Below are 23,880 nucleotides of genomic sequence, written 5' to 3' on the forward strand. Positions count from 1 at the left end.
GCACTGATGGCCACCACCCTCATCCGCGGCGGCACCGTCGTCACCGCGACCGGCCGCTCGAAGGCCGACGTGCTCGTCGACGGCGAGACGATCCGCGCGGTGCTCGCGCCCGGCAGCGAGCTGCTCGGGGTCGAGATCGAGCGCTCGGTCGACGCCGTGATCGACGCGACCGGCAAGTACGTCATCCCCGGCGGCATCGACGCGCACACGCACATGGAGCTGCCCTTCGGCGGCACCGCCGCGAGCGACACCTTCGAGACCGGCACGCGCGCGGCCGCCTGGGGCGGCACGACGACGATCATCGACTTCGCCGTGCAGACCTACGGGCAGCGCGTCGAGGACGGCCTCGCCGCCTGGCACGAGAAGGCTGCGGGCAGCTGCGCCATCGACTACGGCTTCCACCAGATCGTCGGCGACGTCAACGAGGCGTCGCTGCAGGCGCTCAAGGGGCTCGCCGACGAGGGCATCTCGAGCTACAAGCTCTTCATGGCCTACCCGGGCGTCTTCTACTCCGACGATGCGCAGATCCTGAAGGCCATGCAGGTCGCGGCTGACGAGGGCCTGATGACGATGATGCACGCCGAGAACGGCCCGGCCATCGACGTGCTCGTGCAGCAGCTGCTCGCGCAGGGCAGGACGTCGCCGGAGTTCCACGGCGTCGCCCGCGCCTGGCAGATGGAGGAGGAGGCGACCCACCGCGCGATCATGCTCGCCAACCTCACGGGCGCCCCGCTCTACGTCGTGCACGTGAGCGCCAAGCAGGCGGTGGCGCAGCTCGCGGCCGCGCGCGACGCCGGCCAGAACGTGTTCGGCGAGACGTGCCCGCAGTACCTCTACCTCTCGCTCGAGGATCACCTGGCGGCGAGGAGCGACGAGTGGGGCGACTTCGAGGGCGCCAAGTGGGTCTGCTCGACGCCGCTGCGCTCGAAGCACGAGCACCACCAGGACGAGCTGTGGAGCGCGCTGCGCACCAACGACCTGCAGATGGTCTCGACCGACCACTGCCCGTTCTGCATGAAGGGCCAGAAGGAGCTCGGGCTCGGCGACTTCTCGAAGATCCCGAACGGCATCGGCGGGGTCGAGCACCGGCTCGACCTGCTCTACCAAGGCGTCGTCGACGGCCACATCTCGCTCGAGCGCTGGGTCGAGATCACCTCCACCACCCCGGCGCGCATGTTCGGCCTCTACGGCCGCAAGGGCGTGATCCAGCCGGGCGCCGACGCCGACATCGTCGTCTACGACCCCGCCGGGCACACGTCGATCGGCGTCGGCAAGACGCACCACATGAACATGGACCACTCCGCGTGGGAGGGCTTCGAGATCGACGGGCACGTCGACACCGTGCTCAGCCGCGGCCGCGTCGTCGTCGACGACCGGCAGTACCTCGGCCGGCCCGGTGACGGCGCGTTCGTCAAGCGCGGCCTCAGCCAGTACCTGGTCTGAGAGGGATCCGCGATGGAGTTCGGAGCCGTCTTCCAGACCAACCCGCCCGCGAGCCGCGTCGTGCAGCTCGCGCAGCTCGCCGAGGTGCACGGCTTCAGCCACGTGTGGACCTTCGACAGCCACATCCTCTGGCAGGAGCCCTACGTCATCCTCTCCGCCGTGCTCGGCGCCACCCGGCGGGTCACGGTCGGGCCGTTCGTCACCAATCCGGCCACCCGCGACTGGAGCGTCACCGCATCCACCTTCGCCACGCTCAACGACATGTACGGCAACCGCACCGTCTGCGGCATCGGCCGCGGCGACTCGGCGGTGCGCGTGGGCGGCGGCGAGCCGACGACGCTCAAGCAGCTGCGCGAGGCGGTGCACGTGATCCGCGAGCTCGGCTCCAGCCGCGCGGTGCAGCACGGCGACCTGACGCTGCGGCTGCCGTGGTCGCAGGGCTCCGAGCTGCCGGTGTGGATCGCCGCCTACGGCCCGCTGGCGCTGCAGCTCGCCGGCGAGGTCGGCGACGGCTTCATCCTGCAGCTGGCGGACCCCGAGATCACGAAGTGGATGATCGAGCGCGTCCGCACCGCGGCCTCCGACGCGGGGCGCGACCCGATGGCGGTCAAGATCTGCGTCGCCGGCCCCGCCTACGTCGGCGACGACCTGGCGCACCAGCGTGAGCAGTCGCGCTGGTTCGGCGGCATGGTGGGCAACCACGTCGCCGACATCGTGAAGAAGTACGGCAGCCACGGCGCCATCCCCGACGACCTGGCCGACTACATCGCGCAGCGCGAGGGCTACGACTACAGCACCCACGGCAAGGCCGACAACGACCACGTCGACTTCGTGCCCGACGCGATCGTCGACCGGTTCTGCGTGCTCGGCGACGCCGACGCTCACATCGAGAAGCTCACGCGGCTGCAGGAGCTCGGCGTCGATCAGTTCGCCGCCTACGTCATGCACGACTCCAAGGAGGAGACGCTCCGCCAGTACGGCGAGCGCATCATCCCGGCGCTGCGCACCAGCGCCGCCGCGAGGTCCTGACCCATGCGGGCCCGGAGCGCGCAGCCGCTGCTCTTCGGTGCCCTGGGCGCCGTGCTGCTGGCGGCCGTGTGGGAGCTCTACAAGGCGCTCGGCCCCGCGCAGGGCGTGATCGTCGGCGACACCGTGCTGCTGCCGCGCACCACCGACCTCGCGATGCCGCACGTCTGGGAGTCGGTCGCCCGCGCCTTCCAGCCCGCGACCGGCGCGGCCGGCGAGCTCGTGGTCGTCGCGGTCGCCCGAGCCGCCGCGCAGACGCTCGGCACCGCCGCCCTCGGCCTCGTGCTCGGGGCGATCATCGGGGTGCTGCTGGCGCTGCTCATGCAACGGTTCCGGCTCGCCGACCGGGCGATCCTGCCGTGGCTGATCCTCAGCCAGACGGTGCCGCTCATCGCGCTCGCGCCGCTCGTGGTCGCCTGGGGCGGCCGGCTCGAGCTCGGCGCGCTGCAGTGGGAGCGCTGGATGAGCGTGGCGGTGATCGCCTCCTACCTCGCCTTCTTCCCGGTCGCGGTCGGCACGCTGCGCGGGCTGCGCGCCCCCGAGCAGGAGCACCTCGACCTGTTCCGCGCGCAGGGCGTCGGCTGGTGGGGCACGCTGCGCCACCTGCGCCTGCCCGCGGCCGTGCCGCAGCTGCTCTCGTCGCTGCGGCTGGGCGCCGCGACCGCGATCGTCGGCACGGTGGTCGCCGAGGTCTCGACCGGCGCCCGCGGCGGCATCGGCCGCCTGATCGTCGAGTACGCGCAGTCCGGCTCCTCCGATCCGGCGAAGGCGTGGGCGCCCATCGTGGGCGCGGTCGTCATGGGGCTCGTCGCGGCGGGCATCGTCGCGCTCGCGGGGCTCGCGCTCCGGGACTACCGGCGGGCGGAGGCGCGATGAGCGCGGTCGAGGTCGAGGCCGTCACGAAGGCCTTCTCGGTGCAGGCGGGCGAGGTGCGCGCCCTCGATACCGTCAGCCTCACCGTCGACGAGGGCGAGTTCGTCGCCCTGATCGGCCCCTCGGGCTGCGGCAAGTCGACGCTCATGCGACTGATCGCCGACCTCGACGAGCCGAGCAGCGGCGAGGTGCGGGTCTTCGGCATGCCGGCCCGCAAGGCCCGGCTCGAGCGCGCCTACGGCATCGCCTTCCAGCAGTCCGGGCTGCTGCCGTGGCGCACGGTGCGGGCCAACGTCGAGCTGCCGCTGCAGCTGCACGGCGCGAGCGTCCCGGCCCGGCGCGCGCGGGCCGACGAGCTGATCGAGCTCGTGGGCCTCACCGAGTTCGCCGACCGGCACCCCGATCAGCTCTCCGGCGGCATGCAGCAGCGCGTCGCCATCGCCCGCGCGCTCGCCGAGCACCCGCGGCTGCTCCTGATGGACGAGCCGTTCGGCGCGCTCGACGAGATGACGCGCGAGCGGCTGCAGGGCGAGCTCCTGCGCATCTGCGCCGAGACGGGCGCCGCCGTCGTGTTCGTGACCCACTCCATCCCCGAGGCCGTCTTCCTCGCCGACCGCGTCGTCGTGATGAGCCCGCGGCCCGGTCGCATCACCGACGTGGTGACGGTCGAGCGGGCACCGGTCGCGCCGGGCGCCGATCAGGCGGTGCGCGAGACGGATGCGTTCTTCCGCTCGGTCACGGCGGTCCGGGAGGCGCTCCACGGCCGCGAGGGCGCGGCGCCGCAGGGAGCGGAGGCGCGATGACGCACTGGACCGAGCGGGGCTGGGTGCGGATCGCCGCCCCGGTCGCGCTCGGCGCCGCGGCGCTCGCGCTGTGGGAGGTGGCGGTGCAGGCGCTCGACATCCAGCCCTACCTGCTGCCGGCGCCCAGCGCGATCCTGGCGCAGCTGCAGGCGGCGCTCGGTGGCATCGTGCAGGCGGCGCTCGCGACCGGCAGGAACGCGCTCGTCGGGCTCCTGCTGGGCGCGGTCGCGGCGGTCGTGGTCGCCGCGCTCGCGTCGCGGCTGCGCTGGCTCGACCAGGTGATCGCGCCGCTCGTCGCCGCGATCGCGGTGGTGCCGATCGTGGCGCTCGCGCCGGTGCTGCAGACCATGTACGGCGCGACCAGCGAGATGCCGCGCATCATCGTCGTCGCGATCGCCGCCTTCGTGCCCGTCTTCATCACGACGCTCCGCGGCCTGCGGCAGGTGCGGCCCGTGCACCGCGACCTCATGCGCGCATACGGCGCGACCGGCTGGCAGGCGACGCGCATGGTCACGCTGCCCGGCGCCGTGCCCTTCGTCTTCGCCGGCGTCACCATCGCCTCGTCGGTCGCCGTCATCTCGGCCATCGTCGCCGAGTACTTCGGCGGGCTGCAGAACGGCCTCGGCAGCCGCATCGCCAGCGCCGCCGCGCAGTCCGGCTACCCGCGCGCCTGGGCGTACGTCGTCGCGGCCATCGTGCTCGGCCTCGTCTTCTACGGCGTCACGCTCATCGCCGAGCGCCTCGCCAGCCGCTGGGCGCACATGCCCGTCAGCTGAGCGCATCCCGCCACGTCACCACCAGTCCTCACCGTCACCGCCAGCAGTCCCTCCATCACCACCACCAGTCCTTCCTCCATCACCACATCACCACCACCAGTTCCGAGGAGCACCCCATGCACCGTCCCGCATCACCGTCCCGGCCACGTCGCCGGGCCGCCCTCGCCGCGGTCGCGGCCATCGCATCCGCCCTGCTGGTCGCCTGCTCGTCGGGCACCGCGCCGGCCGAGTCGGAGGCGGGCGGCGACGGCGAGCTCACCCCCGTGACGCTGCAGCTGCAGTGGTTCGCGCAGGGCCAGTTCGCCGGCTACTACGCCGCCGTCGACCAGGGCTTCTACGAGGCCGCGGGGCTCGACGTCACGATCGTCGAGGGCGGCGCCGACATCGTGCCGCAGACCGTGCTCGCCGACGGCGCGGCCGACTTCGCGATCGCGTGGGTGCCGAAGGCGCTCGCGAGCCGCGAGCAGGGCGCGCTGATCACCGACGTGGCGCAGATCTTCCAGCGCTCGGGCACCCTGCAGGTGTCGTTCGCCGACGCCGGCATCGACTCGGTCGACGACCTCGCCGGCAAGAACGTCGGCTCGTGGGGCTTCGGCAACGAGTTCGAGCTCTTCGCCGCGCTCACCGCCGCGGGGCTCGACCCGATGACCGACGTCACGCTCGTGCAGCAGGCGTTCGACATGTCGGGGCTGCTGGCCGGCGACATCGACGCGGCCCAGGCGATGACCTACAACGAGTACGCGCAGCTGCTCGAGACGGTCGATCCCGAGACGGGCGACCTCTACACGGCCGACGACTTCTCGGTGCTCGACTGGAACGACGAGGGCACCGCCATGCTGCAGGACGCCATCTGGGCGTCGAGCGACCGGCTCGAGGACGCCGCGTTCCAGGAGACGACCGTCGCCTTCATCAAGGCGTCGATCGAGGGCTGGATCTACGCGCGCGACAACCCAGAGGAGGCGGCGCAGATCGTCGTCGACTCGGGCAGCCAGCTGGGCGCCTCGCACCAGCAGTGGATGGTCAACGAGATCAACGCGCTCGTCTGGCCGGCGCCCGACGGCATCGGCATGATCGACGAGGCCGCCTGGCAGCAGACGGTCGAGATCGCCATGAGCACCACCAACCAGGACGGCGCGACCGTGCTGACCGCCGAGCCCGACGACGGCGCCTGGACCAACGCCTACGTCGAGCAGGCGCTCGCCGAGCTCGAGGCCGACGGCGTCGACATCACCGGCGACGACTTCGCGCCGATCGAGGTCGAGCTGCAGGAGGGCGGCCAGTAGGGGGCGCGGCGCAGCCCCGTCGGGGCAGCAAGAGGCCAGCAGCAGGCCAGTAGTCTCGGGGAGACCCCCACGACCAGGAGTGCACGATGAGCGAACTGAACCCCGCAGACGGCGACCGCGCGCGAGAGCTCGACAAGCTCATCCTGCACTCCTGGTCGAAGCACGGCACGACCAACCCGTTCACGGTGGCGCGAGCCTCGGGCGTGCGCCTGTGGGATCACGACGGCCGCGAGTACCTCGACTTCTCGAGCCAGCTCGTCAACACCAACATCGGCCATTCGCACCCGAAGGTCGTCGCCGCGATCCAGGCGCAGGCCGCCGAGCTGGCCACCGTCGCGCCCGCGACCACCAACCTGCGCCGCGGCGAGGCGGCCGAGCGCATCCTGTCGAAGATCGACGGGATGGCGGCCGTCTTCTTCACGAACGGCGGGGCGGATGCGGTCGAGAACGCGATCAGGATGGCTCGCGTGCACACGGGGCGGGCCAAGGTGCTCACGCACTACCGCTCGTACCACGGCAACACCGGCGCGGCCGTGAACGCGACCGGCGACCAGCGCCGCATCGGCAACGAGTTCGCGACCGGCCACGTGCACTTCTTCGGCCCCTTCCCGTACCGCTCGGAGTTCTGGTCGACGAGCCCCGAGCAGGAGGCCGAGCGGGCGCTGCAGCACGCCCGCCGCATGGTCGAGTCGGAGGGGCCGTCGACGATCGCCGCGATCATGGTCGAGGGGCTCCCGGGCACCGCCGGCATCCTGGTGCCGCCGCCTGGCTACCTGCAGGGGCTGCGCGAGCTCGCCGACGAGCACGGCATCGTGCTGATACTCGACGAGGTGATGGCCGGCTTCGGCCGCACCGGCCACTGGTTCGCGCACCAGCACGACGGGGTGCGGCCCGACCTCGTCACCTTCGCGAAGGGCGTCAACTCCGGCTACGTGCCGGTCGGCGGCGTGATCATCTCGGAGCCGATCCTCGCCACCTTCACGGAGCGCGCCATCCCGGGCGGGCTCACCTACGCCGGCCACCCGCTCGCCGCCGCATCGATCGTCGCCGCGATCGACGCGATGACCGACGAGGGCATCGTCGAGAACGCCGCCCGGCTCGGCCGCGACATCCTCGGCCCGGGCCTCAGGGACCTCGCCGAGAAGCACGAGATCATCGGCGAGGTGCGCGGGCGCGGCTGCTTCTGGGCCCTCGACCTCGTCACCGACCGCGCCTCGAGGACGCCCGTGGACGCATCCGTCGTCGGCAAGCTGAAGGGCCTGCTGCTCGAGCGCGGCTACGTGCCGTTCACGGCCGACAACCGCATCCACGTGACGCCGCCGCTCGTGATGGGCGACGACGACGCGCGCCGCGGCCTCGAGATCCTCGACGAGGCGTTCACCGCCTACGCCTGACCGATCTCAACGTGCGAGGTGGCGGTTCGGCGCACCGTGTGCGCCGAACGCACACCTCGCACGTTGAGATGCACGGCGCCGGGCCTGCCAGACTGGCCCGCATGAGCATTCACCTGCTGGGCGGCGGCTGGGCCGACGACGAGTCGCGCTGGACGGGCCGCTTCGTCGACGAGGCGCGGGAGCGCGCGGGCGGGCCGCCGACGATCGCGGTCGTGCTGTGGGCCGAGGACGCCGACGAGGGCGCGACGTGGCACGACGACTACCGCGACGACCTGACGAAGCTCGGCGCCGGCACCGTGAACGTCGTGCAGCTGACCGCCGAGCGCACGCTGCTGCCGACCGACCTCGGCGGCGCCGACGGCATCTTCGTCGGCGGCGGGCTCACGCCCGGCTACCACGCGGCGATCATGCCGGCGGCCGACACGATCCGCGGGCTGGTCTCGACCGGCGTGCCCTACGCGGGCTTCTCGGCCGGCGCGATGATCGCCGGCGACGTGGCACTGCTGGGCGGCTGGCGCATCGGCGGCGTCGCGGTGGCGCCCGAGAAGAACGGCGAGGGCCTCGACGAGGTCACGCTCGACGCGGGCCTGGGGCTGGTCGACCTGGTCGTCGACGTGCACTGCGCCCAGCACGGCAACCTCTCGCGCGCCGTCGCGATCGTGCACGCGGGCCTCTCCGACCGGGTGGTCGCGATCGACGAGAACACCTCGCTCATCGTCGGCGTCGGCGGCCTGCAGGTGGCCGGCGACGGCAGCGTCTGGACGGCCGACCGCGACGGCGACCGGGTCTCGATCGGCGTGCTCGCGGCATGATCGACCGGCCGCTCACCGAGCTCGTCGATGCGGGGTGGGCGGATGCGCTTGCGCCCGTCGCGCACGTCGTGCGCGAGCTGGGCGAGCGGCTGGGTGCCGAGACCGCGGCGGGGCGGCCCTTCCTGCCCGCGCCCGAGCTCGTGCTGCGGGCGTTCGCGCAGCCGCTCGCCGACGTGCGGGTGCTGATCGTCGGGCAGGACCCCTACCCGACGCCCGGGCATCCGATCGGGCTGTCGTTCGCGGTCGAGCGGCACGTGCGGCCGCTGCCGCGCTCGCTGCAGAACATCTACCGCGAGCTGCGCGACGACCTGGGGCTCGAGCCCGCGCCGCACGGCGACCTCTCGGCGTGGAGCGCGCAGGGCGTGCTGCTGCTCAACCGGGTGCTGACGGTGGGCGCGGGCGCGCCCGCCTCGCACCGCGGCTGGGGCTGGGAGCAGGTGAGCGAGGCGGCGATCCGTGCGCTCGTCGCGCGGCGGGGCGCCGACGGCGGCCCGGTGCCGCTCGTCGCGATCCTCTGGGGCGCCCAGGCGCAGGCGCTCGCACCGCTGCTCGAGGGGGTGCCGATCATCGCCTCCGCCCACCCGTCGCCGCTGTCGGCCAGCCGGGGGTTCTTCGGCTCCCGGCCGTTCTCGCGCGCCAATGCGGCGCTCGAGGCCCAGGGTGCGGCGCCCGTCGACTGGCGCATCCGCAGCGACGACGCCGACCGGGCGGTGCTCGACGCCACCGCCCGCCGGGCCGCACCGGGGCGCTCGGCGCGAGCGAGCGCATCCGACACCGTCTCCCTCTTCGACCGACTGGACTGAGCATGCTGCCCGAGGAGTACGAGCGCCGCCGCCGGCTGCCGCGGCACCTGCGCGAGCCCGAGCACCGCGAGCCCGACTTCGCGTTCACGATCCGGCCCGCCGAGGCGCGCGACCTGCCCGTCGTGCGCGACATCTACCGCCACTACGTGCTGAACTCGACGGTCACCTTCGACGAGAAGCCGAAGTCGCTGCCGCAGTGGCGGCGCACGCTGCGCGAGGCCGCCGAGCTGAACCTCGCGTTCCTGGTGGCCGAGAGCGCCACCGGCACGGTGCTCGGCTACGCGCTCGTGCAGCCGTGGAAGCAGCGGGCCGCCTACCGCTACACGGTCGAGTCGTCGGTCTACCTGGCGCCCGCGGCGGGCGGTCGCGGGCTCGGGCGCGCGCTCATGGAGGCGCTCATCGAGACCACGCGCGCGCGGGGGGTGCGCGAGATGATCGCCGTCATCGCCGATCAGGGGGCGGATGCGTCGGTCGCCCTGCACGAGAAGCTCGGCTTCGAGGAGATCGGGCGGATGGGTCGGGTCGGCCACAAGTTCGGCCGCGACCTGGGGATCGTGCTGCTGCAGAAGTCGCTGCGCAAGAAGCGGTAGGGGGCGGCGCCGCAGGCTGGTGGTCGCGGCGGTGGCGGTGGCGGAGTCGGAGGCGGCGGCGGAGTCGGTGGCGGCGGTCGGCGGGGGAATCCTCGGCTTCCCCTGCGCCACAGTTCTGTAACAGTGGCCGAAAACCCGCGCCGGAGCATGCATGCTGGCACCAGCAGCGGTCTGCGCTGCTGCAGGAAGGCACCCAGCAGCGATCTGCGCTGCTGCAGGAAAGGCACCGGGCAGCGGTCTGCGCCGCTGCAGGAAGGCACCGCCATGACCGCAGTCGAGCACCGCGCTCACTCCTCCTTCGCGATGGCCACGCCATGGGTGTCGATGCTCGCGATCGCCATCGGCGTCGTCACCGGCGCCGCCGTCGCCCTCGCCGCGTTCTCCGATCCGCAGGGGCTCGCGGCCGGCGCCGGCTACGGGCTCGTGCCCGGCGTGCTCGCCGCCATCGGGGTCTCGATCGCCCGTCGGGCCGTCGTGCATCGCACGAGGTTCTGGCGCGCCCTGGGGCTCGTCGTGGTCGTCGTCGCCGCCGTGACCGCCGTGCTGTTCGCGATCACCCAGCTGACGATCGAGATGGCGGTGATCGGCTTCCTGCTGGGGGCGTTCACGGCAGCGGTGGCCACGTTCGTCGGGCTGCTGCGCGTGCGGCGCTGAGGCTGGTCGCAGGCACCGCGCGACGCGCAGCCGGGCCGCCGCGATGCGCTCGTCGCGCCCGACGACGCGCCGCTCGGCACCGTCCCGATGCGGCCGCCGCGATGCGCTCGTCGGCGGTCGGTGCCACGATGGAGGCGTGACCGATTTCGAGGCCTGGCGGGCATCCAAGCAGCACGCCGATGCGAGCGCCGCCGCCGCTGCCGCCGCGAGCGACGCGCACGCCACCGTCACCGACCTCGGCCCCGGCTTCTGGATGGTGACCGTCGCGGGCGCGACCCGCGGCTTCATCACGCAGATCGAGGTGAAGGACGAAGTGCGGTTCGAGGCGCGCATGCGGCACATGAACCCCGGCCAGGGCACCCGCATCGGCGAGTACTGGGAGCTCGAGAAGGCGATCGCCGCGATCCTGCAGGAGCCGCCGCAGTTCGTCGGCCGCGACCCGTTCCGCGAGCTGACGAACTACGCGAGCCGCGAGCAGATGCTCGAGCGCGCCGAGCGCAAGCGCCTGCAGCGACGCGCCAACCGGTACTTCGGTTGACGGCGATCCACGAGCTGGGAGCGCTCGACCTCTGGCGGCTGCTGCACGCGCGCGAGCTCAGCGCGGTCGAGGTGGCCGAGCACTTCCTCGAGCGCATCGAGCGGCTCGACGAGGCGAACGCCTTCGTGCACGTCGACCGCGAGCTGGCGCTGCGGCAGGCGCGGGCCGCCGACGAGGCCGACGACCGCACGGGCATCATCCACGGCCTGCCGTTCGCCGACAAGATGCTCACCCGCCGCGCTGGCCAGCCCGCCGCCATGGGCAGCCGCTGGCTCGAGGGCGCGGTCGCCGACGTCACCGATCCGATGGCGCGGGTGCTCGACACCGGCGGCGGCGTCGTGCTCGGCCGCACCGCCGCGCCCGAGTTCGGCTTCGCCGGCTACACCCGCTCCGCCCTCCACGGCTCGACGACGCTGCCCGGCCGCCCCGACCTGCACGCCGGCGGCTCGTCGGGCGGCGCCGCCGCCGCGGTCGCGCAGGGGCTGCTGCCGTTCGCGCCCGGCTCCGACGGCGGCGGCTCGATCCGCATCCCCGCCGCCACCTGCGGGCTCGTCGGGCTCAAGCCCACCCGCGGCCGCGTGCCCGCGCACGGCGGCGTCGGCACCGTCGGCGGGCTGGTCACGGCGGGCGCCATCGGCCGCTCCGTGATGGATGTCGCGCTGCTCACCGACGCGCTCATCGGCCGCGTCAACGGCGACACCCCGCACGAGCTGACGCTCCGGCCGCCCGAGCACGACGACGGCTCGCTGCTGGCGGCGGCCGTGCGCGGCGAGGGGCGCTACCGCATCGCCGTCATGACGGGCACGCCCTGGGACGCGACCCACGACATCCGCATCGCCCCCGAGGCGAACGCCGCCGTCGAGGTCGCCCTCGCCGCGCTCGAGGCGTTCGGGCACGAGCTCGGCGAGGTCGCGCTGCCCGATGCGACGGGGTACGCGGATGCGTTCACGGCGCTCTGGCGCGGAGGTGCGGCAGCCATCGGCGTGCCTCGTGCGGAGCGCGGGCGCCTCGAGCCGCTGGCCCGCTGGATCATCGACACGAGCGACGAGCTGGGCGCCGGCGGGCTGGCGAAAGCGCAGCTGTGGGCGTCGGCCTTCGAGCGGCGGGTGCTCGCGGCGTTCGCGCCGTGGGATGCGGTGCTGACGCCCGCGACGGCGCTCACGCCGCGCCCGCTCGACTGGTACCCGATCGACGACGGCGAGGCCGACTTCGACCGGCAGGTGCTGCACACGCCGCACACGTCGTTCGTCAACGTGACGGGGCTGCCGGCGATCGCGCTGCCGGTGCACCAGGCTGCGACCGACGACGGCGACGCGTTGCCGATGGGCGTGCAGCTGATCGGCCGGCCGGGGGAGGAGGCGACGCTGCTCGCGATCGGCCGCCAGCTCGAGCGCCGCATCCCCTGGAAGCAGCGCGCCCTCGCCCGCATCCGCGACTGAGCTCGCGCTCTTCGGCCCCGCCCGCGCTGCGCCTCTGCCGCCCGAGCCCGCGACCCGCGCCCGCGACCTCTGCGCGCGCCCGCGACCTCTGCCCACGCCCGCGACAGATGCAGGGCCAGTGGCTGGATCGGCCGCGTCAGAGCGACCACTGGCCCTAGATCTGCGGCGGTGGCGCGGGCGACGGTGGGTTCGCGGGGCGCTTCGGCAGGTAGCCGCCCTTCACGAGGTCGGCCTCGATCTCGTACTTGTTCGTGAGCCCGTCCTGGCCGGCGGCGAGGTACATGGCGATGAACCAGAGGCCGTAGCGGGCCCATTGCCGCCGGTGCACGTCCTCGTGCTCGAGGATCGCGGGGCTGGTCGCGCTGGTGGTGAGGAACGTCGCGCCGATCGTCGTGCCGCCGCGGCCGTACGCCCAGCTCGGCAGGGCCGAGATGACGGTCAGCTCGCCCACCTGCCGCTCCTCGCCGCCCAGCAGCCGCCCCCACAAGCGAGCCGCGCGAGTGGCGAATCGGTGCCCCGCCCCGGCCACCGGGGGAGCGGTGAGCGCCCGGAACGCGGGGCCCGAGACGGAGCGTCCGAGCGCGCCGACGGCGCTGCCGAGGGCGGCGAGGGCGGTCGGTCGGGAATCCGGCATGCCGCCGACGATAGCGCGCGGATACGCTGGGCTCATGCCCCAGGAGCCGGTCGGTGAGCCCGCCGAAGCGCCCCTGCGCGTCGCGATGGTCTCGATGCACACCTCGCCGGCCGACCGCCCCGGCAAGGGCGATGCCGGCGGCATGAACGTGCTGGTGCTCGAGAGCGCGCTGGCGCTCGCGGGCCGCGGCAACCGGGTCGACATCTTCACCCGCTCCCCCGGCGCCGCGCACGCGCAGTCGCTCGCGCCGGGCGTCACCGTCTACGCGCTCGAGACGGGCGGCGGCATCGTGCGCAAGCACGAGCTGCCCAACCTCGCCGACGCCTTCGGCGACCAGCTGCAGCGGGCGGCGCTCGCCGCGGAGCACCCCTACGACGTGCTGCACGCGCACTACTGGCTCTCTGGCCTGGCTGCGCTGCCGGTCTCGCTGGCGCTGGGCGTGCCGATCGTGCAGACGTTCCACACGCTCGGCCAGGAGAAGAACCGGCGCCTCGGCGACGGCGACCGCCCCGAGCCCGAGCGGCGCATCCTCACCGAGCGGTTCCTCGCGAACGAGGTCGACGCGATCGCCGCCGTCTCGCGCGCCGAGATCGACATGCTGTGCGACGACGTCGGCGCCGCCGCCGAGCGCGTCTGGCTGGTGCCCCCGGCCGTCGACACGACCGTCTTCCAGCCAGGCCCGGTCGCGAGCCGCCACGAGGTGCGCACTCGCCTCGGCGTGCGCCCCGAGGACGGCCTGGTCGTCTGCGTCGGCCGGGTGCAGCCGCTCAAGGGGCAGGATCTCGCCGTGCGCATGCTGCAGCACCTGCCCGGCACCGTGCTCGTCATCGCCGGCGACGTCACGCCCGGCGCAGAGCGCTACCTCGAGTCGCTGCACGACATCGCCCGCGAGATCGGCGTCGAGGGCCGCGTGCGCCACATCGGCACCCTCGACCGGCCAGCGCTCGCGCAGCTGTTCGACGCCGCCGACGTCGTGGTGGTCCCGAGCCGCACGGAGTCGTTCGGGCTCGTGCCGCTCGAGGCCGCGGCGAGCGGCACGCCGGTCGTCGCCGCGCGCGTCGGCGGCCTGGTCGAGTCGGTCATCGATGGCGAGACCGGCGTGCTGATCGACGGCCGCGACCCGATGGACTGGGCGGATGCGGTGAGCACGATCCTCGAGGACGACGACCTGCAGGTGGAGTTCGGACTCGCCGGCCGCCGCGCGGCGAGCCGCCGCGACTGGCAGGACGTCGCGCACGAGCTCGAGGCGGTCTACCGCTCGACGGTGCGCGCCCGCCAGGTGTAGCGCGGCCGCTCCCGAGCCCCGCGATCGGCCGGTATCGCGAGACGCGGCGCCGGCGCCCTCCGCCGCGGTTCGCGCCGCTTGAGGCGCCTGCCCGCGCGGCCTGCTGGCGTCGCGCCGCGACCTTCGGTCGCGCTGCCGGCGTCGCGAGACGCGGATCGATTCGCGATCCGCCGCCAAAACGCGGACCGATCCTCCGCTTCTCGCGACTCATCCGCGTTTCGCGACCACCAGCCGCCCGCGACCGAGCGGCGCCGCGGCGCTCCGCCGCGCTGCCGACGTCGCAAGATCCGGATCGATGCGGGTTCGGGCGCCGAGCCGCGACGCTGGGCCGCGCTGCCGACGTCGCGAACCGCGGATCGATTCGCGATCCGCCGCCGAAGCGCGGACCGGTCGCCCGCTTCTCACGACTCATCCGCGTTTCGCGACCGCCCCCATCCCGCCACCGAGCGGCGCCGCGACGCTGGGCCGCGCCACCACGTCGCGAGACGCGGATCGATTCGCCACCCGCCACCGAAACACGGACCGATCCTCCGCTTCTCGCGACCAATCCGCGTTTCGCGACCGACCGCATCCGGCGAGCGAGCGCATCCCGCGACCCACCGCATTCCGCGACCCACCGCATCCGCCCCGCACGACGGAAGGGGCCGGGCGCGAGCCCGACCCCTCCGCCGTCACCCCGCGATCAGCGGTCGACGACCTCCGCCTCGATGCTGCCGTCGCTGGCCTCGGCGGCGCCGCCGGTGCCGGCGCCCAGCTGGCCGCGCGAGCCCGAGCCGCCGTGCTTCAGCGCGGCGAGGCGAGCCTCGATCTCGGTCTCGCGGCCGACGTCCTCGAGGGCCTCGAACTGCGCGTCGAGCGACGAGGCGGCGAGCTCCTGCTGGCCCATGACCTTCGCCTCCTCGCGGCGGATCTTCTCCTCGAAGCGGCCGATCTCGCTGGTGGGGTCGAGGATGTCGATCGACTTCACCGCGTCGTGCACCTGCGTCTGCGCCTCGGCGACCTTGGCGCGCGCGATGAGCTCGGAGCGCTTCGACTTCAGCTGGTCGAGCTTGCCCTTCATCGTCTCGAGGCCGGTCTTCAGCTTGTCGACGACCTCGTTCTGCGACTGGATCGACGGCTCGGCCGAGCGGGCCTCCGACTCCGACTGCATCTGCTTGCCGATGGCGACCTTCGCGAGGTTGTCGAACTTCGCGGCGTCGGCCGGGTGCTGGCCGCGCATCTCGTCGGCGCGCTGCGAGGCGGCGAGCGCCTTGCGGCCCCAGTCCTCGGCGGCGCGCACGTCCTCCTGGTAGTCCTGCTCCTGCAGGCGCAGGTTGCCGATGGTCTGGGCGATGGCCGCCTCGGCCTCGGCGATCGAGTTCGTGTAGTCGCGAACCATCTGGTCGAGCATCTTCTGCGGGTCCTCGGCCTGGTCGAGGAGCGCGTTGATGTTGGCCTTCGCGAGCTGCGCGATGCGGCCGAGGATGGACTGCTTGGACATGGTGTTCCTTCCCGGTTGCCGCCGGAGCGGACTGTGGTCGAGCTGTCAGTTGTGGTCTGTGGATGGGTCAGGTCGCGTCGCGTCGGTTCGTCGAGGTCGGGCGCGGCACGGGTCGGTCTCGGTCAGTCGCCGAAGCCACCGCCGCCACCGCCGAAGTCGCCGAAGCCGCCGCCGAAGAAGCCGCCGCCGCCGCCTCCGCCGAACGAGCCGCCGCCGCCGGAGAAGAGGTCGCCGAGGCCGCCGCCCCCGCCCCCGCCCCCTCCCGCGAAGCCGTCGAACCCGCTGCCGCCGGCGTGACCGCCGGAGCCGTTCAGCATGTCGCCGAGGATGTAGCCGAGCAGGCCGCCGGTGAGCATGTCCTGTCCCCGCCCGCCGCCGCCGCCGCCGCGGTAGTAGGGGTTCTGCGCGCGGCCGCCCCAGCCGCCGACGTCGCCGGAGGCATCCTGCATCGCCTGCTCGGCGTGCTGCGAGGCCGCCTGCGCATACTGCGCGGCGGTGCCGGGCTCCTGCTGGGCGAGCCGCAGCGCCTGCGCGAGCTCCTGCTGCGCGGTGGCGAGCAGCTGGCGGGCGCGCGGGCCGACGCCGATGCGGCGCGTGCTGATGAAGTCCTCGGCGCGGTCGATGTTGGCACGGGCCGAGGCGATCCAGTGCTGCAGGCCCGACTGCTCGCGCTGCAGCTGCGCGCCGTGCTCGCGCACCTGGCCGGTGGCGTCGTCGAGCCGCTGGTTGGCGCGCTGCAGGTTGGCGAGCACGGTGAGCGTGTCGGTGGGCCGCTGCTGCGCGACCGCGACCTGCTGCTCGACGTGCGCGATGAGCGGCGCGAGGTCGGTGGTCGCCGTCGAGCGCAGCGTCTTCGCCGCCGCGATGTCGCCGATGGAGTCCTGCACGAGCCCGACCAGCTGCTGCGCCGAGGTGCCGAGGTCGTGCTCGGCGCGCTCCACCGCGGCGAGCAGGCCCGACGCCTGGGCGAGCGCCGCCTCAGCGGCGTGCACGGCGAGCGCGGCGGCGGCGCCGTCGCCCTTCGCGACCGCCTCGCGGCCGGCCGCGATCGACTGGTCGATGTTGGGCAGCTGGCGCTCGGCGCCGGCGATGTTCTCGCGCACCGGCTCGATCGAGGCGCCGCTGTGGTGGTCGTCGAGCCGGTCGAGGATCTGCCGCGCGTTCGCGATGCGGCCGTCGAGCGTCTGCCGCGACTGGGCGACCGACTCGAGCACCTGCGGCGCGTTCTGCTCGAGGTCGCGCAGCTGCTCGAACGACGAGGCGTGGCCGGCGAGCTCGGTGCCCGCGCCCTCGGCGATCTGCAGGATGCGGCTCGACCAGTCGTGCCGCTCCTGGTCGGTGTCGGGGAACGCGTCGTCGAGCTGCTGCTGCAGTCCGAACGCCTCGCGCAGCCCGCCCTTGGCCTTCTCGAGCGCCTCCCGATAGGGCGCGACGGCCTGGTCGCCGAACTGCGCGCCCGCGAAGGCGAGCTCCTGCTCGCTCTGCTGCACGGTGTCGTCGAGCTGCACGAGGGCGATGTCGGCGCGCTGCTTGAGCTCGTCGAGGCTGAGCTGCTGCTGCTGCTTCGCGGCGATCTCGCCCTGCTTCTTGCGCCGCGAGCGCATGCCGCGAGAGACGAGCCACGCGCCGCCGCCGACGACCGCGGCGCCGCCGACGAGCAGCACGACCGGCAGGACGGCCGAGCCGTCGACGTTCACGTCCGTACCGCCGTCGCTCGCGGGGTCGAACTGGGCGACCGCCGTGCCGAAGCCCATCGCGGCGCCGGCGATGTCGCCGTTGTCGAGCGCCGGCTGCAGGTTCGACTGCGCGATCTGGTTGACCTCCGCCTCAGAGAGCGGGTAGCCCTGCGGGTAGGCGTAGCCCCACTGCCCGTCGTCCATCGCGATCGTGATGAGCAGATCGTCCTGGCCGAGGCCCGAGGTCTCCGCCGCCTCGACCGACCAGTCGCCGCGCGCGATGCCGTCGTAGGAGTCGACGACCACGACGTAGACGTCGGCGGGCGAGGATGCGTTCTCCTCCTCGAGGTGCGCCGTCACCTCCGCGTCGTCGCTCGCGAAGTCGCCGGTGGTGTCGACGAAGGGATCCCCGCCGACGTTGACGGGATCCTCGGTCGCGAGCGCGCCGGCGGAGAGTCCGAGCGACGCCGCCGCCCCGAGGGCGACCACGGCGAACGGGCGAACGAACCGGACCTGCATCTGCGCTCCCTGGCGTCGGCGATTCGAGGAGCCGACTTGGCGCGAGTCTAACCAGCGCACCTTGCCTTCAGCCTGGGGGAAGACCCCCGCAGCGGTCGCTGTCAGCGAACATCCCAGGGCTCGCCGACCACCGTGACCGGCCCCGCGCCGTCGAGCAGCACGATCGCCACGGGCGAAGGGGCGGATGGGTTGCCCGGCCCGCACGCGTCGGCCGCGAGCACGCCGGTGGTCACCTCGAGCACGCCGCGATCGCCGGCCGCCAGCCGCGCGTCCTGCTCGGTGCTGCCGGCGACGGCCGACGCGGTCGAGCCGGTCACCTCGAGCGCTGCGACGTCGACGAACGTGACGACCGTCGCCGCGACCCCGGCACCCTCGGCCTCGACCGACCCCGGGAGCGCGAGGGACGCATCCGCCGGGTCTGCGACGAACCGCAGCGTCATCCCGATGTCGCCCGCCCGCGTGAGCCCGCACGGCTGGTCGGCGAAGGTGGCGCCGGCCTCGGTGCCGCCCTCGGTGGCGTCGGTGCCGCTGTCGGTCGGCTGCGCCGCCTCGGGCGCGGCGCCGGCGTCCTGCTCGGCCTCGCCCATGACGGTCGAGCTCGTCGGCGAGAGCGGCGTGAGCCCCGGCACCACGAACGGCGCGAGGATCAGCACCCCTGCGCCCGTGGCGGCGGCGGTCACCGCGGCGACCTTGGGCCGACGCCGACGCCTGGCGCCCTCGACCGCGGCAGCCACGTCGAGGCGCGCGCTCGGGCCTCCGGGCCCCGGCAGCTCCTGCAGCCGGCGCCGCAGCTCGTCGTCAGCCGGCATCGGGTCGCGCATCCGCTCGTCGCTCACTGCTGCTCCCTCCGCTGCTGCCGCTCGGCCTCGCGCTCGAGCATCCCGCGCAGCTTGCCGAGCGCATCCGACAGGTAGCGCTTCACGGCGCCCGCCGAGATGCCGAGCTCGGCGGCGATCTGGTCGACGGTGCGGTCCTCGTCGAAGCGCAGCACGATGCACGCCCGCTCCCGCGGCGTCAGCCGCTGCAGCCGGGCCGCCATGTCGAGCTTCTCGCCGGTGAGGGTGGAGCCCGAGTCGACGCGCTCGCGCTCGACCACCAGCGGCGCGATGCGGCGCCATCGCTGCCCGCGGCGAGCGCGATCGAGGAACCGGTTCGCGATCGCCTTGCGCACGTAGGCCTCGGCCTGCTCGACCTCGAAGCCGTTGCGCAGGCGGCCGAACGTGGCGGCCAGGGCGTCCTGCACCATGTCGCGAGCCTCCTCCTCATCACCGGTGAGGAGCATCGCGTACCGCACGAGCGCCTCGCCCCGCTGGGCGACGAGCTCGGCCACGACCAGCTCCCACCTGGCTGCCACGCGCACTCCTCCTACCCTCTACGACGAACGGACGCAGCGCGGCGTTGGGGTCAGGCCTCGCGCGTCGGCGCGTCGGCGGGTCGAGGGTCGTTGGCCTCGCGCATGCGCTCGGCGAGCCGGGGGTGGGATGCGTCGAGGTGGCCGATCACGGATTCCCGCGTCGCCGCCGACTTGTTCTGGCTCATCTTCGACTTGGCGTCGAACGAGGTGACCGTGAGCCTGAGCCCCACGGTGCCCATGGACATGCCGCGATTGCCCTCGTCGTCGATGTCGAGCGCGACGCCCTGCTGCGGCGCGTACTCGCCCTCGAAGTGGGCGACGAGCTTGCGCAGCGTCTCGAGGTTGGCCTGCGCGTCGAGCACCTCGACGTCGCACTGCATGGTGGCCATCTCGAAGTTCCAGGTCGGGATCTGGCCGGCGTCGCTGCCCACGTACCAGCTCGGGGAGATGTAGCCGTGCTCGCCCTGGGCGACCACGAGCATCCGATGTGCGCCTGCCTCGAGCAGCCCGTGCAGGCGGGCGTCGGAGCGGCCGAGGTGGGTGACGAGCACGAGGCCGTCGCCGTCGTGCGCGTCGTCGAGGAGCACGGGGGAGGGCGAGGCGACGGGGCCGGATGCGGGGTGCGACACCAGCAGCATCCACGGCGCGCGCGCGAGCAGCTCGCGGACCTCGGGCTCGCCGATGCGGTACTGCGGGTTGGGCTGCATGCCCCCATCGTGGCGCAAGTGCGCGCCGCGCGCGCTCCGCGCGCTCGTCTTCGCGATGTGTGTCCGAAATGGCGTTCATCGGAGCGCCTTGAGCGCCATTTCGGACACACATCCGCGGTGGGCGGCGTCGCGCTGCCACGCCCTCGCGCTCGCGCTCGCGATGTGTGTCCGAAGTGGCGCCCATCGGAGCGCCATGAGCGCCATTTCGGACACACACGTGGTGGATGCGCAGCGCGGTTCTGCACACGCGGCGGTGAGGAGCGCTCGCACGCAGGCGAGGGGCGGGCAAGGTGCGGCCGTGCGTACAGCCGCTCCTCTGCCCGAGCCCTTCGACGGCCGACCGTTCCGCGTTCCCGACGCCCTGGCAGCGGGAGTCACGCGCGATCGGCTCCGCGGCGGCGATCTGCTCAGGCCGTTCCACGCGCTTCGCGCGTCGTCGATCTCGAATCTGCAGGAGCAGGCGGCCGCCTACGCGTTGAAGATGCCGCCGCACCAGGCCTACGGCGGCATCACTGCCGCGCGGCTGTGGGGCCTTCCGATCAGGCATCCCTGGGAGGCCGAGGAGCCGCTCGTGATCGCGCGCGTGAACGGCACCTCGCGCGGGCGCGCAGTCGGCACCCGGGCGATCGCGGTGCATCAAGGGCTCTGGCGCCCCGCGCAGCATCACGGACTGCAGCTGCTGCCACCGGCGGTGACGGCGCTCACGCTCGCCCGCGAGCTCGACCACGAGGCGCTCGTGCAGGTCGTCGACGCGCTGCTCACCGACTCGCTGCGCTACCCCGACCTCGCGCTGCCGACGCGGCCGCACATGACGCTCGAGCAGGCGCGCGCCTTCGCTGCGCTCTGCGGTGGGCTGGTCGGCGCCCGTGCGCTGGCCGCCGCGGTCGACGACGGGCGCGCCGGCGTCGACTCCCGCTTCGAGACGATCACGCGGCTGCTCATCGTCGCAGCCGGGCTGCCCGAGCCCGAGGTGCATCCGCTCGTGGCCATCGACGGTCTCGAGCTCCACCCCGACCTCGGCTACCCCGCGTGGAGGATCGGCATCGAGTACGAGGGCAAGCAGCACCTCGACACCGTGCGCCGCGACGGCGACATCGACCGCTACGCGCTGTTCGAGGCCGCCGGCTGGCTCACGGTGCCGGTCACGAAGGGCGACATGGCGCGTCGCGGCGCCCGCTTCCTCGCCCGCCTGCAGCGGACGATCGCACGACGCGCGTGACGCATCCGCCTGTCATCGCCGTGCCCCGATGAGGGTGCGCCTCGGTGCGCGCCGCCCGCCGATGTGTGTCCGATTCGGCGCTCGAAGGGCCGCGGCGCGCCCCAGAACGGCACCACAACGAACGGGGCGGATGCGTGAGCACCGCCGACCGGGGACGCGCATGGGCGCCCCCCGCCGTTGTTTGTCCGTTGGGGCGCTCGAAGGGCCGCGTCGAGCCCCAGAACGGACACACATCGAACGGGGCGGATGCGTGAGCACCGCCGACCGGGGACGCGCATGTGCGCCGCCCGCCGATGTGTGTCCGATTCGGCGCTCGAAGGGCCGCGGCGAGCCCCAGAACGGACACACATCGAACGGGGCGGATGCGTGAGCACCGCCGACCGGGGTCGCGCATGTGCGCCGCCCGCCGATGTGTGTCCGTTTCGGCGCTCGATGGGCCGCGTCGACCCCCACAACGGACACACATCGAACGGGGCGGATGCGTTGGCACGGCCGACCTCGCACGCTCCGGTCGGTGCGTCACAAGTGCGCCGCTCGGCACAGCCCAGCGCCGCGCACCGAAGGAGCGGAGCGCCGCGAACGCCGGAGGGCGCGACCCCGCGGGATCGCGCCCTCCAACTGCAGCCGAGCGTCAGACCGCGACGGGCTGCTGCTGCGCCTGCTGCACGTGCTCGAGGCGCCACCGCACGTGGTTCAGCTGGCGCACGAGGCCGGTCGGCAGGGCTCGGCCGAACTGGCCGAAGAACGCCTCGACGTCGACGAGCTCGGTGAGCCACGCCTTCGGGTCGATGGCGAAGAGCTCGTCCATCACGGCATCGTCGATCTCGAGGCCCTCGAGGTTCAGCGCGCCCTCGGCCGGCATGACGCCGATGGCGGTGTCGACGCCCGTCGTGTCGCCCGAGACGCGGCCGGCGATCCACTCGAGCACGCGCGCGTTCTCGCCGAAGCCGGGCCACAGGAAGCCGCCCTCGTCGTCGCGGCGGAACCAGTTGACCGAGAAGATCTTCGGCGCGTGGCGGCCGAGGCGGTGCCCCATGTCGATCCAGTGGTTGAAGTAGTCGCCCATGTTGTAGCCGCAGAAGGGCAGCATCGCGAACGGGTCGCGGCGGATCTCGCCCACCGGGCCCTCGGCCGCGGCGGTCTGCTGGCTCGAGACGGTGGCGCCGACGTAGACGCCGTGCTCCCAGTCGCGCGCCTGCATCACCAGCGGCACCTGCGTGGGGCGGCGGCCGCCGAAGATGATCGCGTCGATCGGCACGCCCTGCGGCGCATCCCAGTCGGGAGCGATCGACGGGGCCTGCTCGGCGCGCACCGTGAAGCGCGCGTTGGGGTGCGCGGCCGGCCCGTTGGCGGGGTCGTAGGGGCGGCCCTGCCAGTCGGTGAGGCCCTCGGGGGCCTCCTTCGTCATCCCTTCCCACCACACGTCGCCGTCGGCGGTGAGCGCCACGTTCGTGAAGATCGTGTCGTGGTCCAGCATCGCCATCGCGGTGGCGTTGGTCTTCTCGGAGGTGCCCGGGGCGACGCCGAAGAAGCCGTTCTCGGGGTTGATCGCCCAGAGGCGGCCGTCGGGGCCGGGGCGCATCCAGACGATGTCGTCGCCGATGGTCTCGACGGTCCAGCCGGGGATGGTCGGCTGCAGCATCGCGAGGTTCGTCTTGCCGCAGGCCGAGGGGAAGGCGCCGGCCAGGTGCATCTGGCGGCCGTCGGCGTGCTTCATGCGCAGCAGCAGCATGTGCTCGGCGAGCCAGCCCTCGTCGCGCGCCTGCACCGACGCGATGCGCAGCGCGAAGCACTTCTTGGCCAGCAGCGCGTTGCCGCCGTAGGCGGAGCCGAACGACCAGATCTCGCGCGTCTCGGGGAAGTGCGAGATGTAGCGGGTCGGGTTGCAGGGCCACGCGACGTCGGCCTGGCCCTCGGCGAGCGGCGCGCCGACCGAGTGCACGGCGGGCACCCAGTCGTTGGTGCCGTGCATGGCGGCGAGCGCCTCGGTGCCGACGCGCGTCATGTAGTGCATCGACGCGACGACGTAGGGGGAGTCGGTGATCTCGATGCCGAGCTTCGAGATGGGGCCGCCGATGGGGCCCATCGAGAAGGGGATGACGTACATCGTGCGGCCGCGCATCGCGCCGTCGAAGAGGCCGCCGAGCACCTGCCGCATCGAGGCGGGGTCGCGCCAGTTGTTCGTGGGGCCGGCGTCGTCGGCGTCCTCGGCGCAGATGAAGGTGCGGTCCTCCATGCGAGCGACGTCGTCGGGGTTCGAGCGGGCGAGGTAGCTGCCGGGCCGCGCGGGCACGGGCACGATGGTGCCGGCCTCGAGCATGGTGTCGATGAGGCGCTGCAGCTCCTCCTTCGTACCGTCGGCCCAGACGATCGACTTCGGCTCGAGCAGCTCGGCGATGCTCGCCACCCACGACACGACGCCGGGGTCGGCGCCCGCGGGCGCGTTGACCGTCGCGGGCTTCACCGACTTGCTTGCGGAACGGGACGGCGCGGGAGGGAGGATCGTCATGCATCGAGTCTGCGCCGCACAAAGAGGGGCGGATGCGGAAATCACCGGAAGGATCCCGCCAAC

Annotated in this window: 22 protein-coding genes; 15 read left to right on the forward strand and 7 right to left on the reverse strand. The window is 73.4% G+C overall.

What is annotated here, in order from left to right; translation table 11 throughout:
* Positions 1–6 precede the first annotated feature (6 nt).
* The 13 genes from hydA (at position 7) to Q9250_RS08715 (ending at position 12,434) form a co-directional block, all read left to right on the forward strand.
* The gene (hydA, locus tag Q9250_RS08655) at positions 7–1,443 is read left to right on the forward strand and encodes a dihydropyrimidinase (protein ID WP_306231460.1); all 1,437 of its coding nucleotides are present in this window, start codon (positions 7–9) and stop codon (positions 1,441–1,443) included.
* 12 nt (positions 1,444–1,455) lie between these two features.
* Positions 1,456–2,472, forward strand: coding sequence for a TIGR03842 family LLM class F420-dependent oxidoreductase (locus Q9250_RS08660; RefSeq protein WP_306231461.1), 1,017 nt, complete (start codon positions 1,456–1,458; stop codon positions 2,470–2,472).
* A gap of 3 nt (positions 2,473–2,475) precedes the next feature.
* Positions 2,476–3,345, forward strand: a complete 870-nt coding sequence (locus Q9250_RS08665) for an ABC transporter permease (RefSeq protein ID WP_306231462.1) — start codon at positions 2,476–2,478, stop codon at positions 3,343–3,345.
* Positions 3,342–4,145 carry an ABC transporter ATP-binding protein gene (locus Q9250_RS08670; RefSeq protein ID WP_306231463.1) on the forward strand — a complete coding sequence of 268 codons (804 nt, stop codon included), beginning with the start codon at positions 3,342–3,344 and terminating at the stop codon, positions 4,143–4,145. Before Q9250_RS08665 ends, Q9250_RS08670 begins: the two co-directional genes overlap by 4 nt.
* Positions 4,142–4,921: an ABC transporter permease gene (locus Q9250_RS08675; protein WP_306231465.1), complete on the forward strand. Its 780-nt coding sequence runs from the start codon at positions 4,142–4,144 to the stop codon at positions 4,919–4,921. Before Q9250_RS08670 ends, Q9250_RS08675 begins: the two co-directional genes overlap by 4 nt.
* Positions 4,922–5,037: 116 nt before the next feature.
* Entirely contained in the window at positions 5,038–6,204 is a 1,167-nt protein-coding gene (locus tag Q9250_RS08680; protein ID WP_306231466.1) for an ABC transporter substrate-binding protein, read from the forward strand.
* Between the two features lie 86 nt (positions 6,205–6,290).
* On the forward strand, positions 6,291–7,598 hold the full coding sequence (locus Q9250_RS08685; protein WP_306231468.1) for an aminotransferase class III-fold pyridoxal phosphate-dependent enzyme: 1,308 nt from the start codon (positions 6,291–6,293) through the stop codon (positions 7,596–7,598).
* A gap of 101 nt (positions 7,599–7,699) precedes the next feature.
* Complete coding sequence (locus tag Q9250_RS08690; RefSeq protein ID WP_306231469.1) at positions 7,700–8,410, forward strand: Type 1 glutamine amidotransferase-like domain-containing protein; 711 nt, start codon at positions 7,700–7,702, stop codon at positions 8,408–8,410.
* Positions 8,407–9,213, forward strand: a complete 807-nt coding sequence (locus Q9250_RS08695) for a uracil-DNA glycosylase (RefSeq protein WP_306231470.1) — start codon at positions 8,407–8,409, stop codon at positions 9,211–9,213. Before Q9250_RS08690 ends, Q9250_RS08695 begins: the two co-directional genes overlap by 4 nt.
* 2 nt (positions 9,214–9,215) lie before the next feature.
* Positions 9,216–9,803 carry a GNAT family N-acetyltransferase gene (locus tag Q9250_RS08700; RefSeq protein ID WP_306231471.1) on the forward strand — a complete coding sequence of 196 codons (588 nt, stop codon included), beginning with the start codon at positions 9,216–9,218 and terminating at the stop codon, positions 9,801–9,803.
* A 264-nt stretch (positions 9,804–10,067) separates the two neighbouring features.
* A complete protein-coding gene (locus tag Q9250_RS08705; protein ID WP_306231472.1) occupies positions 10,068–10,457 on the forward strand; it encodes a hypothetical protein in 390 nt (129 codons plus the stop codon).
* 136 nt (positions 10,458–10,593) lie between these two features.
* Complete coding sequence (locus Q9250_RS08710; protein WP_306231473.1) at positions 10,594–10,995, forward strand: hypothetical protein; 402 nt, start codon at positions 10,594–10,596, stop codon at positions 10,993–10,995.
* Complete coding sequence (locus tag Q9250_RS08715; RefSeq protein ID WP_306231474.1) at positions 10,992–12,434, forward strand: amidase; 1,443 nt, start codon at positions 10,992–10,994, stop codon at positions 12,432–12,434. Before Q9250_RS08710 ends, Q9250_RS08715 begins: the two co-directional genes overlap by 4 nt.
* 154 nt (positions 12,435–12,588) lie before the next feature.
* Here Q9250_RS08715 and Q9250_RS08720 read toward each other — a convergent pair whose 3' ends face one another.
* On the reverse strand, positions 12,589–13,068 hold the full coding sequence (locus Q9250_RS08720) for a hypothetical protein (protein WP_306231475.1): 480 nt from the start codon (positions 13,066–13,068) through the stop codon (positions 12,589–12,591).
* Positions 13,069–13,102: 34 nt separating this feature from the next.
* On the opposite strand from Q9250_RS08720, the gene Q9250_RS08725 reads away from it, so the two are divergent.
* Positions 13,103–14,353, forward strand: a complete 1,251-nt coding sequence (locus tag Q9250_RS08725; protein ID WP_306231476.1) for a glycosyltransferase — start codon at positions 13,103–13,105, stop codon at positions 14,351–14,353.
* 682 nt (positions 14,354–15,035) lie between these two features.
* Here the strand turns inward: Q9250_RS08725 and Q9250_RS08730 are convergent.
* From Q9250_RS08730 to Q9250_RS08750, 5 genes are all read right to left on the reverse strand, one after another.
* Entirely contained in the window at positions 15,036–15,833 is a 798-nt protein-coding gene (locus tag Q9250_RS08730; RefSeq protein WP_306231477.1) for a PspA/IM30 family protein, read from the reverse strand.
* Between the two features lie 122 nt (positions 15,834–15,955).
* Positions 15,956–18,028, reverse strand: coding sequence for a TPM domain-containing protein (locus tag Q9250_RS08735; protein ID WP_306231478.1), 2,073 nt, complete (start codon positions 18,026–18,028; stop codon positions 15,956–15,958).
* Between the two features lie 101 nt (positions 18,029–18,129).
* A complete protein-coding gene (locus Q9250_RS08740; protein WP_306231479.1) occupies positions 18,130–18,864 on the reverse strand; it encodes a hypothetical protein in 735 nt (244 codons plus the stop codon).
* Positions 18,861–19,382: a sigma-70 family RNA polymerase sigma factor gene (locus tag Q9250_RS08745; RefSeq protein WP_306231480.1), complete on the reverse strand. Its 522-nt coding sequence runs from the start codon at positions 19,380–19,382 to the stop codon at positions 18,861–18,863. Before Q9250_RS08745 ends, Q9250_RS08740 begins: the two co-directional genes overlap by 4 nt.
* Before the next feature lie 50 nt (positions 19,383–19,432).
* Complete coding sequence (locus Q9250_RS08750; protein ID WP_306231481.1) at positions 19,433–20,089, reverse strand: FMN-binding negative transcriptional regulator; 657 nt, start codon at positions 20,087–20,089, stop codon at positions 19,433–19,435.
* A gap of 481 nt (positions 20,090–20,570) precedes the next feature.
* On the opposite strand from Q9250_RS08750, the gene Q9250_RS08755 reads away from it, so the two are divergent.
* A complete protein-coding gene (locus Q9250_RS08755; RefSeq protein WP_306231482.1) occupies positions 20,571–21,308 on the forward strand; it encodes a hypothetical protein in 738 nt (245 codons plus the stop codon).
* A gap of 631 nt (positions 21,309–21,939) precedes the next feature.
* Here the strand turns inward: Q9250_RS08755 and Q9250_RS08760 are convergent.
* Positions 21,940–23,817, reverse strand: coding sequence for a phosphoenolpyruvate carboxykinase (GTP) (locus tag Q9250_RS08760; protein WP_306231483.1), 1,878 nt, complete (start codon positions 23,815–23,817; stop codon positions 21,940–21,942).
* Positions 23,818–23,880 lie beyond the last annotated feature (63 nt).

The sequence above is a fragment of the Agrococcus beijingensis genome, assembly GCF_030758955.1.
GTDB classification, from domain to species: domain Bacteria; phylum Actinomycetota; class Actinomycetes; order Actinomycetales; family Microbacteriaceae; genus Agrococcus; species Agrococcus beijingensis.